Annotated in this window: 14 protein-coding genes; 3 read left to right on the plus strand and 11 right to left on the minus strand. The window is 70.5% G+C overall.

What is annotated here, in order from left to right:
- Positions 1–3 precede the first annotated feature (3 nt).
- From A5757_RS03305 to A5757_RS03325, 5 genes are all read right to left on the minus strand, one after another.
- Positions 4–1,653 (minus strand): hypothetical protein, encoded by a 1,650-nt coding sequence (locus tag A5757_RS03305; RefSeq protein WP_066828581.1) that lies wholly within the window; start codon positions 1,651–1,653, stop codon positions 4–6.
- Positions 1,654–1,758: 105 nt separating this feature from the next.
- Positions 1,759–2,829, minus strand: a complete 1,071-nt coding sequence (gene mnmA / locus A5757_RS03310) for a tRNA 2-thiouridine(34) synthase MnmA (protein WP_066828583.1) — start codon at positions 2,827–2,829, stop codon at positions 1,759–1,761.
- A complete protein-coding gene (locus tag A5757_RS03315) occupies positions 2,829–4,022 on the minus strand; it encodes a cysteine desulfurase family protein (RefSeq protein ID WP_066828585.1) in 1,194 nt (397 codons plus the stop codon). The genes mnmA and A5757_RS03315 overlap by 1 nt, the downstream gene beginning before the upstream one ends.
- A gap of 47 nt (positions 4,023–4,069) precedes the next feature.
- The gene (locus A5757_RS03320; RefSeq protein WP_066828589.1) at positions 4,070–4,906 is read right to left on the minus strand and encodes a 1-acyl-sn-glycerol-3-phosphate acyltransferase; all 837 of its coding nucleotides are present in this window, start codon (positions 4,904–4,906) and stop codon (positions 4,070–4,072) included.
- Positions 4,903–5,736 carry a GNAT family N-acetyltransferase gene (locus A5757_RS03325; protein WP_066828721.1) on the minus strand — a complete coding sequence of 278 codons (834 nt, stop codon included), beginning with the start codon at positions 5,734–5,736 and terminating at the stop codon, positions 4,903–4,905. The genes A5757_RS03320 and A5757_RS03325 overlap by 4 nt, the downstream gene beginning before the upstream one ends.
- Positions 5,737–5,837: 101 nt before the next feature.
- On the opposite strand from A5757_RS03325, the gene A5757_RS03330 reads away from it, so the two are divergent.
- A complete protein-coding gene (locus A5757_RS03330; protein ID WP_066828591.1) occupies positions 5,838–6,044 on the plus strand; it encodes a zinc-ribbon domain-containing protein in 207 nt (68 codons plus the stop codon).
- A gap of 3 nt (positions 6,045–6,047) precedes the next feature.
- On the opposite strand, the gene A5757_RS03335 is transcribed toward A5757_RS03330, so the two are convergent.
- From A5757_RS03335 to A5757_RS03360, 6 genes are all read right to left on the minus strand, one after another.
- Positions 6,048–6,701 carry a nitroreductase gene (locus A5757_RS03335; protein ID WP_197497240.1) on the minus strand — a complete coding sequence of 218 codons (654 nt, stop codon included), beginning with the start codon at positions 6,699–6,701 and terminating at the stop codon, positions 6,048–6,050.
- Complete coding sequence (locus tag A5757_RS03340; RefSeq protein ID WP_066828595.1) at positions 6,695–7,096, minus strand: cupin domain-containing protein; 402 nt, start codon at positions 7,094–7,096, stop codon at positions 6,695–6,697. The genes A5757_RS03335 and A5757_RS03340 overlap by 7 nt, the downstream gene beginning before the upstream one ends.
- The gene (locus A5757_RS03345; RefSeq protein WP_066828597.1) at positions 7,093–7,836 is read right to left on the minus strand and encodes an SDR family oxidoreductase; all 744 of its coding nucleotides are present in this window, start codon (positions 7,834–7,836) and stop codon (positions 7,093–7,095) included. Before A5757_RS03345 ends, A5757_RS03340 begins: the two co-directional genes overlap by 4 nt.
- 100 nt (positions 7,837–7,936) lie before the next feature.
- Positions 7,937–10,696: an AAA family ATPase gene (locus A5757_RS03350; RefSeq protein ID WP_082929290.1), complete on the minus strand. Its 2,760-nt coding sequence runs from the start codon at positions 10,694–10,696 to the stop codon at positions 7,937–7,939.
- An 87-nt stretch (positions 10,697–10,783) separates the two neighbouring features.
- The gene (locus tag A5757_RS03355; RefSeq protein ID WP_066828599.1) at positions 10,784–11,740 is read right to left on the minus strand and encodes an electron transfer flavoprotein subunit alpha/FixB family protein; all 957 of its coding nucleotides are present in this window, start codon (positions 11,738–11,740) and stop codon (positions 10,784–10,786) included.
- Between the two features lie 38 nt (positions 11,741–11,778).
- Positions 11,779–12,573 carry an electron transfer flavoprotein subunit beta/FixA family protein gene (locus A5757_RS03360; RefSeq protein WP_066828601.1) on the minus strand — a complete coding sequence of 265 codons (795 nt, stop codon included), beginning with the start codon at positions 12,571–12,573 and terminating at the stop codon, positions 11,779–11,781.
- Between the two features lie 237 nt (positions 12,574–12,810).
- On the opposite strand from A5757_RS03360, the gene A5757_RS03365 reads away from it, so the two are divergent.
- Together A5757_RS03365 and A5757_RS03370 are read left to right on the plus strand one after the other, a co-directional pair.
- On the plus strand, positions 12,811–13,608 hold the full coding sequence (locus tag A5757_RS03365) for a bifunctional 2-polyprenyl-6-hydroxyphenol methylase/3-demethylubiquinol 3-O-methyltransferase UbiG (protein WP_066828727.1): 798 nt from the start codon (positions 12,811–12,813) through the stop codon (positions 13,606–13,608).
- A gap of 26 nt (positions 13,609–13,634) precedes the next feature.
- Positions 13,635–15,140 carry a glycoside hydrolase family 57 protein gene (locus A5757_RS03370; RefSeq protein ID WP_197497241.1) on the plus strand — a complete coding sequence of 502 codons (1,506 nt, stop codon included), beginning with the start codon at positions 13,635–13,637 and terminating at the stop codon, positions 15,138–15,140.

The raw sequence follows: 15,140 nt of genomic DNA on the forward strand, positions 1-15,140 counted from the left end.
CCGTCAGGGCAGGAAGAGGATGCCGTCCGCCGACGCCGCCGCCAACAGCTCCGGGATGGTCAACTCGCCGTAGCCGGTGTGCACCGGGCCACGTGCGGTGCCCAGGAACAGCACCACGCCGGGATCGGGGACGACGTCGAGGTGGTAGGCCTGCACGCCCGGCAGGTGGTACTGGAAGAAGTTGAACAGGTAGTCCACCATGAAGATCAGGCTGCCGATCGGGTCTCCCCACAGCTGGGAGGCGTTGTACAACGGCGTCATCGCGGCGGGGTCGCCGACCATCACGATGGGACCGAAGTGCGGTTTGATGCCGCCGCCCGGAAAGTAGGGCGGCATGAAGGGTTGCAGGCCCGGCAGATCGGTGGCCATGTACGGCGCGGAGCTGCCGTAGGTGCCGATGTTGACGAACATCGAGTCGGCGCCGTTGCCCGGCACGATCGTGTTGATCCCCGGCGCCTCGAATCCGATGCCCGCCAGGCCGATCTGCTGCGCGACGAACTGCGCCTCCCAGCCACCCAGCGAGTGGCCGGTGACGAAGACGTCCTCGGCGCTGTAACCCTGCAGAGCCGCTTCGTGGAGTACCCGTTCGGCGAAGTCGAGGGCGTCGTAGAAGGCCGGCGGCGTGCTGGAGGTGAACACCACCTGCAGGTCGGCGATGACCTGGCTGATGGCGATGAACGGGTTGAACAACAGATGCGATCCGCCGGTGGTGCCCTGATAGGCGATGATGATCTGGTTCTCCGGGGTCACCCAGACGGTTCCGGCCATACCCGTGAAGGTGTTGGCGGCCTTCATCTGAAATCCGTTGACGGTGAACGGAACCATGCCGCCGGGGGTCGCGCCGAGCACGTATTCCGCGGCCGAGGCGTTGAGGAACTGTGCCACCGTCGGTGTCAGCCGCGTCGTGGGACCGGTGTAGGTCAGGGTCGGCACCACCGGCTGCGGCGGCGGTGTCTGATAGAGCCCCAACAACCGCTCCGTCTCGCGGAACGCTCCGAAGATCGCGTCGTTGATCGGCGCGAGGCTGACGGGAAGGGTCGGGCTGTTCGGCGACGAGGTGAAGTCGAGCGCCTCCAGCACGGCGTTGACCAGCCGTGCGGGCGTCTCGAGCAGCTCCGCGACGGGTGAAAGTGGTTGGGGTGGGCCCGGAGTGGTCTTCTCGACGGCATCAGGGACGGTGACGACGGCCCGTGCCGGTGCCGGCTGCGTGCGCACGGCCGTCGGGACGACGTCGGTGGCGCGCTCGGCGACCTTGTCGACAACCGATTCGCGGGCCGTCACGGAGGCAGGCACGCGGGCAGCACGGGTCACCCGAGCGTCGGCGTCGTTGTCCTCACTGCTGCCGCGGACTGCGGCTCTGCGCAGCTCCGTGCGCTCCGGTCCACGGGCGGGGGTGTCGATCGCCTTCGCGGCGTCGTCGTCGGTCTTGCGGCGGCTCACCCCGCTGCCGGCGGAGGGGCCGGTGTCCGTGGTCGACCCGGAGGCGGATTCCGCCGCAGACCCGGAGACCCCGGAACTCGAGGCGGTGGAGTCGGCCGACGCGACGGCCGGCGCGATACCCACGAGTCCGGCGTAGACCGCGATCGCGGCGACGCCGTAGAGGAACGACCTGTTCTGGAGGCGGCGGCTCGACCGCTTGATGTCGTCCGTCACGGACGGCTCCCCCTTGGCACCGGCAACACCGGTGACAACTTACATTGTCAGGTGGGAGCGTTCAGGGGAATCGCGACGATGGCGTCAATTTGGTGTCGATGGTGTCTACGCATTGGTGATCGTCGCGCTGGCCAGCACCTCGTCGCCCTGCGGATCCGGCCGGTAGACGACCATGGTCTGACCGGCGGCGACTCCGCGCAGCGCGCTGCGCAGCGACACCGACAGCGTTCCATCCACGACGGACGCGACCCCGTCGGCCAGGCCGCCGTGCGCGCGCACCTGCACCTGGCATTCGACCGGACCGGTGAACGGCGCACCGGAGGTGAATACCGGCCGCTCACCCTGCAGGCGCCACACGTCGAGATCCTCCGCGGGTCCGACGTGCACCGTGCCGGTCTGCGCGTCGATGCCGGTCACGTACCGGGGGCGGCCGTCCGGACCCGGGCCCGCGATACCCAGGCCCTTGCGCTGACCGATCGTGAACCCGTGTACGCCTTCGTGTTCGGCGAGCGTGGTGCCACCGGCGTCGACCACCGCGCCGCGGCGCACGCCGATGCGGGCGCCCAGGAAGGCGCGGGTGTCACCGGAGGGGATGAAGCAGATGTCGTGGCTGTCTGGCTTGTCGGCGACCGCGAGACCGCGGCGGGCTGCCTCCTCGCGGATCAGCGCCTTCGGGGTGTCGCCGATCGGGAACACCGCGTGGCGCAACTGCTCGGCGCTCAGCACGCCGAGCACGTAGGACTGATCCTTGTCGGCGTCGACGGCTCGCCGCAGCCTGCCGTCCGACAGCCGGGCGTAGTGGCCGGTCGCCAGGGCGTCGAATCCCAGTGCCAGCGCGCGGCCGGCAAGCGCGGAGAACTTGATCTTCTCGTTGCAGCGCACGCACGGATTCGGCGTCTCCCCGCGGGCGTAGGACGCCACGAAGTCGTCGATCACGTCGTCTTTGAACCGGTCCGCGAAATCCCAGACGTAGAACGGGATTTCAAGCACGTCGGCGACACGGCGGGCGTCGCCGGCGTCCTCCTTCGAGCAGCAGCCCCGCGATCCGCTCCGCAGGGTGCCCGGTGCGGCGGACAACGCCAGATGCACGCCGACGACGTCGTGGCCGGCGTCGACCATACGGGCGGCGGCGACCGAGGAGTCGACGCCACCGCTCATCGCGACGAGAACACGCACTATTCCGCCACCCCCGCCGCTGCCAGCGCGGCCTGCCGTGCCCGCTCCACCGCCGCGGGCAGCACCGCGAGCACGGCGTCGACGTCCGCGTCGGTGCTGGTGTGGCCGAGCGACAGGCGCAGCGAACCACGTGCGCTCGCCGCGTCAGCGCCCATGGCGGTCAGCACGTGGGACGGCTGCGCCACCCCCGCCGTGCACGCCGAACCCGTAGAGCATTCGATTCCCTTGGCGTCCAACAGCATCAGCAGGGAATCGCCCTCGCAGCCGCGGAACGTGAAGTGCGCGTTGCCCGGCAATCGGTCGGTCCGAGACCCGTTGACATCGACGTCGTCGACCGTGGCCAGTACGCCCTCGATCAGCCTGTCCCGCAACGTCGTCACGCGCGACCGGTAGGCGTCCAGACCTTCCACGGCCACCTCTGCGGCCGCCGCCATCGCCACTGCCGCGGCGACATCCGGGGTGCCCGAACGCACGTCTCGCTCCTGACCGCCGCCGTGCAGCAACGGCACGCACGCGGTGTCGCGGCGCAGCAGCAACGCACCCACGCCGGTGGGACCGCCGAACTTGTGGGCGGCCACGCTCATCGCCGCCAACCCGCTGGCCCCGAAATCGACCGGCAGCGCGCCGACGGCCTGCACCGCGTCGCTGTGCATCGGCACGCCGAACTCGGCGGCGACGGCCGCCAGCTCGGCGATCGGCTGCACCGTACCGACCTCGTTGTTGGCCCACATGACCGAGACGAGGGCGACGTCATGAGCGTCCTGCAGGGTCTCGCGCAGGGCCGCCACGGACACGGTCCCGGCGGCGTCGACCGGCAACCAGGTCACCTCGGCGCCCTCGTGTTCGACCAGCCATTCGACCGCGTCGAGTACCGCGTGGTGCTCGATCGGGGTGGTGACGATGCGGCGCCGCTGCGCGGCCGCATCGCGGCGCGCCCAGAAGATGCCCTTGACCGCGAGGTTGTCGCTCTCGGTGCCGCCGGCGCAGAAGATGACCTCCGACGGGCGCGCGCCCAGCAGCTTCGCCAGCGCCTCGCGAGCCTCCTCGGTGCGACGGCGCGCCAGCCGGCCCGCGCCGTGCAGCGACGACGCATTGCCCACCAGACCCAGCGCAGCCGTCATCGCCTCGATGGCAGCGGGGTGCATCGGGGTGCTGGCGGCGTGATCGAGGTAGACCGACTTCGGCGAGGGCATAGACCGTCCAGGATAGCCGTCGCCGGCGGGCGGGCCGGATCGCCCGCTCAGCCGGCCAGAGCGTGCGCGGGCGCCTTCGACGGCGGCGTTCCGCGGACCGCCGCCTCACAGCGCCGGGCCAGGTCGCGGCGGTCGCCGCCGGGCAGCTGCAGAGACTCGACGTGGATATGGCAGACGGTACGGCGCGCGCTGATCACCCGTTTGACCGACGACAGCAGGCTGTCGTCGCCGACGAACGCAGGCACGGTCGACAGCCCACCGTCTCTGTGCCGGTAGGACAGCTGCAGCGGCTGCACGGGCCGGTTGGCGTCGACGGCGGCCTGGAACATCGCGGGCCGGAACCGTCCGTAACCCAGCCCGCACCAGGTGGTGCCCTCGGGGAACGCCACGACGGTGTGGCCGTCGCGCAGCCGGTCGCCGACGGCTGCGACCACCTCGGGCAGCCGGCGTAGCCGGGTGCGGTCGATGGGGATCACCTTCATGATCCGCACGATCGGACCGAGCGCAGGCCAGTCGACCAGGTCCGCGCGGGCAACGAACGATCCGGGCAGCACGGCGCCGATGGCGAAGATGTCCAACCACGACACGTGGCCGCTGACGACCAGCACACCGCGCAGGTTGCGGATCGGGCCGCCCGACACCGCCATCCGCACCCCGAAGCTGCGCAACAGCAGCCGGCAGTAACCGCGCTGCAGATGCCACCGGCCGGGCATCGGCAACGCCAGGACCCACACACCCGAGAACAGGATCAGCGCGGCGGCCACCCGCAGCAGTGTGCGCACGGCGACCCACCAGCGCCGACCGGGCCGGTCCGCCCCGGAGCGCACGCAGCTCGCGTCGCACGTCGCGCGCTGCAGCCACGGGTGTTCGGCGGTGAGTGTCACGACCCCAGCCCGTTCGCCATGTCGCCGGTTGCGGCCACCGAGCGCAGCCGGCGCAGGTACCGGACGTCGGCGTGGCGTTTGTCGAGCAGGGCCGGGAAGTCGCCGACCCCGAAATCCGGATCGTGCGCGGGCTCTCCGCAGATCCGGGCGCCGAGGCGCAGATAGCCGCGCATCAGCGGGGGCACCGACACGCGGGCGGGCGGATCGATGTCGTCCAGGCCCCTGCCGTCGACGGTGACGGGCCGGTAGGGGTGCACGCGGTAGTCCGGAGGGGCGGCGTGGCGGCGGGTGAAGTCGCGCACCGCGCGGATCTGGCTGCCTGCCGGTTCGCGTCCGCTGACGACCGGGACCGAGACACAGCCCGTGACGTAGTCGTAGCCGCAGCGGTCGAGGTAGGCCAGAATGCCGGCCCACATGAGCAGCACCACGGCGCCGTTGCGGTGGTCTCGCCGGACCACGGCGCGGCCCATCTCCACCAGCGACGGGCGCAGCGGGTCCAACGCGGTGACGTCGAATTCGGTGGCGGTGTAGAGGCCGCCCGCGGCGATCGCCCCCGGTGGCGGCAGCATGCGGTAACAGCCGACCAGCTCGCCGGACTCCTCGTCGCGGACGAGCAGGTGGTCGCAGAACTCGTCGAAGCGGTCGGCGTCCAGACCGCCCGGGCGGCCGTCATCCCGCAGCGCGTAACCCGGCTCGGAGGTGAACACGTCATGCCGCAACCGCTGGGCGGCGGCGACGAGCGTGGGATCGCAGGTCAGCAGCAGCGAGTAGATGGGCGTAGCCGGCCCGGTCGGCCGGTCGGGAGCGATGAGTACAGAGGCGGTGCTCATGGTCTGCACGGTCGCGCAGCCGTCGGGCCTGGCGGCAAGCACCGCGTGACGTGTTCGTGCACGCCGGGTGACGAGTTGTCCGCACCTCCTAGCCTGGTGAGGTGTTCTTCTTCATCGTCGGCCTGTCCACCAAGCAGAAATACCTCGGCGCGGGAGGTGTGCGGACCTGCCCGCGCTGCCACAACAACTCGCAGTGGTCCCGGATGAAGGAGTACCGCCAGTTCACGCTGTTCTTCATCCCGATCGCCCGCTGGAAGCGCAGGAACTTCGAGGTGTGCGGCATCTGTGGGAGCGCGGTCGCGGTGTAACGGTTACTCCTGCAGCCGGACGACCGTCTGATCGACGGCGCGGCGCGGCGTATGCAGGTGGTTCGCTGCGAACCCGTCGTCGGCGTAGCCGATCGCGAGCCCGCACAGCACGGTGAGTTCCTCCGGTATGCCGAGCACCGCGCGCACGATCTCCGGGTAGGCCGCGACGGACACCTGCACGCAGGCGCCCAGGCCACGCTCGGTGAGGGCCAGCAGGAGGGTCTGCAGGTACATCCCGACCCCGACCGCATCGGCGAGCCCGAGGTCGCGATGCATGCACACCGCCCCGGCCATGGGCGCTCGGAAGAAGTCGAAGTTCCGTAACTGCGCGATGCGCCGGGCGTCGGCGTCGTCGCGCGCGATGCCCATCGACCCGTACACCAGCGCACCGAGCTCCCGGCGCAGCGGCAGATAGCTTTCCGGCAGGCCGCTGGTGACCGGCAGTTCGATCGTCGCGGCCTCGAGCAGCGCCTCGGCGAGCCGATCGCGGCGCGACCCGGTGGCCAGGACCAGTCGCCACGGTTGCACGTTCGAGTTGGACGGTGCGCGGGCGGCCAGCTCGAGCGCTTCGTCGACGAACTCCCAGGGAACGGGCTTGTCGCGCAGAAACATTCGCATGCTTCGCCGCCCGCGCACCGCCTCCTCGAGGTTCACGATCGTGAAGCCCGGCGGTCGCGCCGCTGTTCGAGTTCTTCCTCGCCGACCGGGACCAGCATCGGCTGCCCCGGCCTGCACAGCATGACGACGACGAACCGCAGCGCGACGTCGTCGCGGTTGTTGGCGTCCGAGTAGTGGATGACGTCGCCGCCGGGTTCCCAGAACGCCTCCCCCGCGGAGATCACGCGCGGCGCCTCGCCCTCGAGTTCGAACAGCATCTCGCCTTGGAGTACGAAGCCGAACGCGGGTCCGCCGGGATGGCGGTGTGGCGGCGCCCCCGGGCTGCCCGGTGGCCACTCGATGATCGTGGTCATCACCTCGGCGTCGGCGGGGATGAACGGTGGTGTGACGCTCTGGATCACGGTCAGAGCGTTCATCAGATCGGTTTCGCTCATCGTCCGGCCTGCCATTCGGCGAACGTGGTCTTGGCGATCACGGCGCCGTCCCCGGTGACCAGGCTGCGCTCATCGACCGGGGTTCCGAAGTAGGTGGCGGCGGGGTCGACCACCACCGGGCGCGGGTCACCGGATGCGGCCAGGACGGCGCCGGCCAGATCGGCGAAGGACATCTTGTCCGGCCCACCGAGGTTCACGACGCCGTTGCGCGGGACACCGGCCGCGGCACCGGCCACCTCGGCGGCGACGTCGGCTGCGGCGATCGGCTGGATCATGGCATCGGGGACGCGCACCTCGTCGCCGACCACCAGCGATGCGGTGATCGACTCGGCGAATTCGTGGAACTGGGTGGCCCGCACGATCGTGTACGGCAACCCCGAATCGGACAGGGTTTTCTCCTGCACCGCTTTGGCGCGCATGTAGCCGCTCTTGGGCAGTTCATCGACGCCGACAATCGACAGCGCCACATAGTGCGTGACACCGACGGCCCGGCTCGCGGCGACCAGATTCGACGACGACCGGCTGAAGAAGTCCATCACCGGGTCGTCCTCGAAGGACGGCGAATTGGTGACGTCGACGAGGACGTCGGCACCGGCCAGCGCATCGGCCAGGCCCTCCCCGGTCAGCACATCGGCGCCCGACGACCGGGAGGCGGCGACGACGTTGTGACCGTCGGCGCGCAGCAGGTCGACGACCCGTGTGCCGATCTGCCCGGTGGCTCCCATGACGGTGATCTTCATGGCGTGAGTTCCTTTCGATGAGGTGAGGTTCGCTCTCACTGCTCACCGTCGCACTCCGCGAGTGCGTGGCGAACCCTGGAAACTCCGTAGTCCGCCGGGGTCAGCGCAGCGACATGTCGCGCAGTTCGCGCCGCGATCTGATGCCGAGCTTGGCGAACACCTTGCGCAGGTGCCATTCGACGGTATGGGCGCTGATGAACAGCTGCGCCCCGATCTCCGAGTTGGTCAGGCCGGCGCCGGCCAGATCGGCGATCTGCTGTTCCTGTGGCGTGAGCGCGTCGCCGGAGCGGACGGGCTGTTTGGCGGTCTTCTCTCCGGTGGCGAGGAGTTCGCGACGCGTCCGGTCGGCGAACGCCTTGGCCCCCATGGTGGTGAAGCGCTCGTGGGCCAACCGCAGCTGGATGCGTGCGTCGGTGCGGCGCTGGGCCCGCCGCAGCCACTCGCCGTAGAGCAGGTGTGCGCGCGCCGCCATGGCGCCCATCCCGGTGCGCGCCAGCCGCTCGACGGCCTCCACGTAACCGTCCTCGGCACCGCCCTCGCCGCCGCGGCCGCTGTGGGCGCTGTTTAAGAGGGCGTGCATCAGCGCCCGGATGCCCAGCGCGGCGTCGGTGCCGCTCGCCGCCGTGCGGTCGTCGAGGAGGTCGACGGCGTCGCGGGCCACGGCGAGTTCGTCGGCGCGGACCCCGGCCTCGACGCGTTCGATCAGGGTGCGGGTATGGACGCTCAGATCCTCGTAGGCGCACCCGCGTGACGTCGCGGCGAGCGCCGCCGGGTAGCGCCCGAGCCCGTTGTGCAGCACCGCGTTGGCGTATTCGGCCAGGCCGATCAGCCGGCCCTCGCCCCGCGCGGAGCCGTCCTCCAGCGCGCCGCCGATCAGCGCCGTCGCCTCGGCCTCGTCGCCGACCCACGCTGCCAGCAGCAGCGAGTGGTACCGCACCGGGGCATGGCCGGCAGCCGCCGAGATCGACTCGGCCTCCGCGAGTAACGTTCGCGCAGCGGTGAATTCACCTGCGGTGACGTGTACACCGGCCCGGGAGGTGAGCGCCGCCGGAAGCACCGACAGCGCCCCGGTCTGTTTGGCGATCCGCACCGCGGTCTGCGCGAGGCGGTGCACGGCGACGTCGTCCCACAGCTCGTTGGCCAGGACCTCGTGGGCGAGCGGATACGCCTGCCACAGCCAGTCGTCCGGACCGATCGCGTCCACGGCCGCCCGCATCGCACCCGCGGCGGTGGCATTGCCCTCGGTCAGCCGGCAGGCCAGCGCCGTGACGACGAGGTCCACCGGCCGAGACGAATCGACGGGCGTGCGCGCGGCGGCGGCGGTGGTCCGGGCGAGGTCGGGCCCGCCGAGCCGGCCGACATACATCGCGGCGCTGATCGCGTCGAGATGGGTCTCGGCGGCCAGCCGCGGATCGAGCGCCTCCAGGCGGCCGGCGATGTCTACCAGTTGGTCCACCGAACTCCGCAGCACCGGCGCCGAACCCTGGCTGCGGCCGCGGGCGAACGTCAGACGAGCCCGCAGCCGTTCGGCCCTCGCACGTCCGAGTTCGTCGAGAGGTGCCCGGTCGGCGGCGTCGAGCAACTCTTCGGCCGTTTCGAATGCGGCGGCGCCGCGCTGCGCTTCGGCCGCGGCCAATGCCCGCTGACCGCGCCGCAGCGGATCGGGGGTGAGCTCCGCTGCCTTGGTGAGAAACGCTGCGGCGGCGGCACTTCCACCGCGCAACGCGGCCCGGCCGGCGGACCGCTCCAGTTCGGCGGCCACCGACTCGTCGGGGCCCGCCGTGGCGTGCGCGCGGTGCCAGGCGCGCCGGTCGGGGTCGACGGCGGAGTCGGTGACGTGCGCCAGCGCGTGGTGTGCCGCCCGTCGCGCGTCCGGTCCCGCCGACCGATAGGCCGCCGACCGCACCAGCGGGTGCCGGAACCGCACCCGGGTGTCGATGTCGAGCAGGCCGTCCCCTTCGGCCGGGGCCGCGGCGCCGGCCGCCAGGCCCAGGTGTTCGGCCGCCCGCAGCAGCAACACCGCATCACCGAGGGGTTCGGCCGCCGCGATCGTCAGCACCCGCTGGGTGTCGTCGGGCAGCGCGCGGATACGCCGGATGAAGTGGTTCTCGAGCTGACCGGGCACCGGCCGGGCGTCGGGCCGCAGATAACCGCCTGCGAGCTGCCCGGCCGTCAATCCGCGCGGTAACTCCAACAGTGCCAACGGGTTTCCCCGCGTCTCGGCGACGATCCGGTCGCGCACCCTGGCGTCGATGCGGCCCGGGATCGCGGCCTCGAGCAACGCGCGTGCGTCGGGCTCGGCCAGTCCGCCGACGGCGAGCGCGGGCAGACCGGACAGTTCAGGGGTGGACTCCCGCTGCGCGAACACCATGGCGACGGGTTCGGCGAGCAGCCGGCGCGCCACGAAGCCGAGAGTCTGCGCGCTGACCCGGTCCAGCCACTGGGCGTCATCGACCACGCACAGCACCGGTTGGGCGCGGGCCGCTGCGGACAGCAGACCCAGCACCGCCAGGCCGACGAGGAAGCGGTCCGGCGCGGGCCCGCTGCGCAGGCCGAACGCCACGGTCAGTGCGTCGCGCTGCGGTGCGGGGAGGTCGTCGGTGTGATCGAGCAGCGGAGCGCACAGCTGATGCAGTCCGGCGTAGGCCAGCTCCATGTCCGATTCCACCCCGGCAGCGCGCAGGACCGTGAACCCGCCGGCGCGCTCGAGCAGGAAACCCAGGAGCGCGGACTTACCGATTCCGGCCTCACCGGAGAGCACCAGCACCTGGCTGTCGCCAGACCGGCTGAGCGCCAACGCCTCCAGCAGCCGAGCGCATTCCGCGCTGCGGCCGGGCAGGGCGTCTGTGGATCCGGTCATGGTCGGGGTTGATCTTCGCCGACACGAAACCCCGGCGCCACCAGGACGCCGGGGTTTCGCATGGGGTCGTTTCGAGGCTGAGCGGGCTCAGCCCTTGCGGGCCTTGACCTTTTCGGTCAGCTGCGGGGTGACCTTGAACAGGTCGCCGACGATGCCGAGATCGGAGATCTCGAAAATCGGGGCTTCCTCGTCCTTGTTGACCGCGATGATCGTCTTGGACGTCTGCATACCCGCGCGGTGCTGGATGGCGCCCGAGATGCCGAGCGCGATGTAGAGCTGCGGGGAAACGGTCTTCCCGGTCTGACCGACCTGGAACTGGCCCGGGTAGTAACCGGAGTCGACCGCGGCACGGGACGCGCCGACGGCGCCGCCCAGCGCGTCGGCGAGCTCCTCGACCACGTTGAAGTTGTCCGCGCTGCCGACGCCACGACCACCCGAGACCACGACGGTGGCCTCGGTGAGTTCGGGACGGTCACCGGCCACCGCGGGATCACGCTTGGTGATCTTGGTGGCGTTCTCGGCCTGGGCGGGCACCTCGACGTTGACGACCTCGCCTGCGCCGTCGGCCGGCTCGGCGTCGATCGCGCCGGCGCGCACCGTGATCACCGGGGTGTCACCGGTGACCTCGGCCTCGACGGTGTAGGCGCCACCGAAGATGGAGTGGATGGCCTTGCCACCCTCCTGCACCGCGATGACGTCGGTCAGCACACCCGAACCGATCCGGGCGGCCAGTCGGCCTGCGATCTCCTTGCCGTCCGCGTTGGCGGACAGCACGATGCCTGCCGGCGAGTTCTCCTCGGCCAGCGCCGCGAGGACGTCGACCTGCGGGGTGACCAGGTAGTTCTCCGCGTCGTCGGATTCCGCGACGTAGATCTTGGCGGCGCCGGCGGCCTTGAGTCCCTCGACGAGGGGTTCGGCGGTTCCGGGCTTGCCCACCACGACCGCGGCGGGCTCACCCAGGGCGCGGGCGGCGGTGATCAGTTCGGTGCTGACCTTCTTGAGCGCACCTTCGGCGTGCTCCACGAGCACGAGTACTTCAGCCATTGGTTCGTTTCTCGTTTCTCAAGTCCTGGAGGAATGATCTAGATGATTTTCTGGGCAACGAGGTACTCGGCGACCTTGCTGCCGCCTTCGCCTTCGTCGGTGACCTTCTCGCCCGCGGTCTTCGGCGGTTTCGGGGTCGACGTCAGCACGCGGGAGCCGGCGTTCGCGACGCCGACCTCGTCGGGCTCGACGCCGATCTCGGCCAGCGTGAGGGTGGTGACTTCCTTCTTCTTCGCGGCCATGATGCCCTTGAAGGACGGGAAGCGCGGTTCGTTGATCTTCTCGTTGACGCTGACCACGGCGGGCAGCGGAGCCTCGAGGGTGAACACGCCGTCGTCGGTCTCGCGCTCGCCGGTGACCTTGCCGTCCTCGACGGTGACCTTGCGCATGTGGGTCAGCTGCGGCAGGCCGAGGTACTCGGCGATGATGGCCGGCACTGCGCCGCCCGCACCGTCGGTGGCCTCGTTGCCGGCGATGACCAGTTCCGTGCCTTCGATGGTGCCCAGCGCCCGGGCCAGCGCCCAGCCGGTCTGCACCATGTCGGAACCGTGCATGCCCTCGTCGACCAGGTGCACGGCCTTGTCGGCGCCCATCGACAGCGCCTTACGGATGGCTTCGGTGGCGCGCTCGGGACCGGCGGTCAGCACGGTGACGGTGCCGGCTGCGTCGCCTTCCTTCTCCTTGATCAGGAGCGCCTCTTCGACGGCACGCTCGTTGATCTCGTCGAGCACGGCGTCGGCGGCCTCCCGGTCGAGGGTCCAATCGCCCTCGGACAGCTTGCGCTCCGACCACGTGTCTGGGACCTGTTTGATCAGGACCACGATGTTCGTCATGGGTGCTTCGTCCTCTCGATGAGGCCGGCCGGCGGTCGGCCCGTTACCACGTTTGTGCAACTAGCACGATGTTACTCGTCGGTAACTAGTGCTGCTTCGCAGGAACACCATAGCCGGTCGAAGTTTGCGTTCTCGCCGCACCTTGGGTGGATAACTGTTCGCGAACCGGCCATCGTCTTCGCGGCTGGGTTAGCCTGCGTTGCGATGAGCCGCTTGCGCGAAGAGGAGAGTGCACCGATGAGCGCATTCGTGACGGGTCCGTGCAGCACCGGCGGGGACACCGGTGGTGACGGCCTGCCCCTGACCGGGGAGCGGACCATCCCCGGCCTGGCCGAGGAGAACTACTGGTTCCGCCGCCACGAGGTCGTCTACGCCCGACTGGCCGACCGATGCGCAGGTCGCGACGTGCTGGAGGCCGGCTGCGGTGAGGGGTACGGCGCCGATCTGATCGCCGAGGTGGCCGGCCGGGTGATCGCGGTGGACTACGACGAGGCGACGGTCGCCCACGTGCGCGCCCGCTATCCGCGGGTGGACGTGCGCCACGGCAATCTGGCCGAGCTGCCGCTGCCGGACGGGTCGGTCGACGTGGTCGTCAACTTCCAGGTCATCGAACATCTGTGGGATCAGCCACAGTTCGTCCGCGAGTGCCACCGGGTGCTGCGCCCGGGCGGTCTGCTGCTGATGTCGACACCGAACCGGATCACCTTCTCCCCCGGACTCGACACCCCGCTCAACCCGTTCCACACCCGCGAACTCAACGCCGCCGAACTCACCGAACTCCTCACCGGCGAGGGCTTCACGATCGACGGCGTGTACGGGGTTTTTCACGGCCCGCGGCTGGCCGAACTCGACGCCCGCCACGGCGGCTCGATCATCGAGGCGCAGGTCGAGCGCGCGGTGGCCGGCGCACCGTGGTCCGACGAACTGCTCGCCGACGTCGCCGCGGTGCGCACCGACGACTTCGATCTGCTGGACGCCGGCAGCCGCGACATTGATGAGAGCCTGGATCTGGTGGCGATCGCGGTGCGGCCGTGAGTGACGGCACCGCGCAGATTCCGGGGATGTTCACCCTGGTCCTGCACACCCATCTGCCCTGGCTCGCCCACCACGGCCGCTGGCCGGTCGGCGAGGAATGGCTCTACCAGTCGTGGTCGGCGTCCTATCTGCCGTTGCTGCGGGTGCTGCGCACACTCGCGGCCGAAGACCGCTCCCATCTGCTCACCCTGGGCATGACGCCGGTGGTGACCGCGCAGCTCGACGATCCGTACTGCTTGACCGGGATGCACCACTGGCTGGCGAACTGGCGGCTGCGAGCACTCGAGGCGTCGACGCGGCCGCAGCCGTTGCGCGACTTCGGTCGTCGGGAGCACGCCGCCGCCGACCAGGCGCTCGACGACTTCACCTCGTTGTGGAGCCACGGCGGCAGTCCGCTGCTGCGCGAACTGCTCGACGCAGACACCGTCGAGTTGCTCGGCGGGCCGTTGTCCCATCCGTTCCAGCCACTGCTGAATCCGAGGCTGCGGGAGTTCGCGCTGCGCGAGGGGCTGGCTGACGCCCACCAGCGGTTCGCGCACACGCCGCGCGGTATCTGGGCGCCCGAATGCGCGTACGCACCAGGTATGGAGGCCGGCTACGCCGATGCGGGCGTCGGCCACTTCATGGTCGACGGGCCGTCACTGCACGGCGACACCGCGCTGGGCCGCCCAGTCAGCGATTCGGGCGTCATCGCGTTCGGCCGCGACCTGCAGGTCAGCTACCGCGTGTGGTCGCCGAAGTCCGGCTATCCCGGCCATCCCGCCTACCGCGACTTCCACACCTACGACCACGTGACCGGACTCAAACCGGCCCGGGTGACCGGTCGCAACGTCGCGTCGGCCGATAAGGCGCCCTACGACCCACAGCGCGCCGACCGGGCCGTCGACCGGCACGTCGGTGACTTCGTCGACGTGGTGCGCAAGCGGTTGACCGACGAGAGCGAACGCATCGGCCGGCCCGCCCACGTCATCGCCGCGTTCGACACCGAACTGTTCGGCCACTGGTGGCACGAGGGCCCGGTGTGGCTGGCCCGCGTGCTGCGCGCCCTCCCCGCCGCCGGGGTGCGGGTCGGCACCTTGGCCGACGCCGTCGACCACGGATTCGTCGGCGCCGCAACGGAATTGCCGCCGAGCTCGTGGGGTTCGGGTAAGGACTGGCAGGTCTGGTCCGGTGAACAGGTATCGGATCTGGTGCAACTCAACACCGAGGTCGTCGACACCGCGCTGGGGACTGTGGACAAGGCGCTCACCCAGCACGCGTCGGTGGGCGCGCCCACCCCCCGCGACACCGTCGCCGACCAGATACTGCGCGAGGCACTGCTCACGGTGTCGAGCGACTGGCCGTTCATGGTCAGTAAGGACTCCGCCGCCGACTACGCCCGCTACCGCGCGCATCTGCACGCCCACGCCACCCGGGAGATCTCCGACGCGCTGGCCGCCGGGCGTCGCGAACAGGCACAGCGCCTCGCCGACGGCTGGAACCGGGCGGACGGCCTGTTCGGTGCCCTCGACGCGCGTCGACTGCCCCGATGA

This window comes from Mycobacterium sp. 852013-51886_SCH5428379 (assembly GCF_001665575.1).
GTDB lineage: Bacteria > Actinomycetota > Actinomycetes > Mycobacteriales > Mycobacteriaceae > Mycobacterium.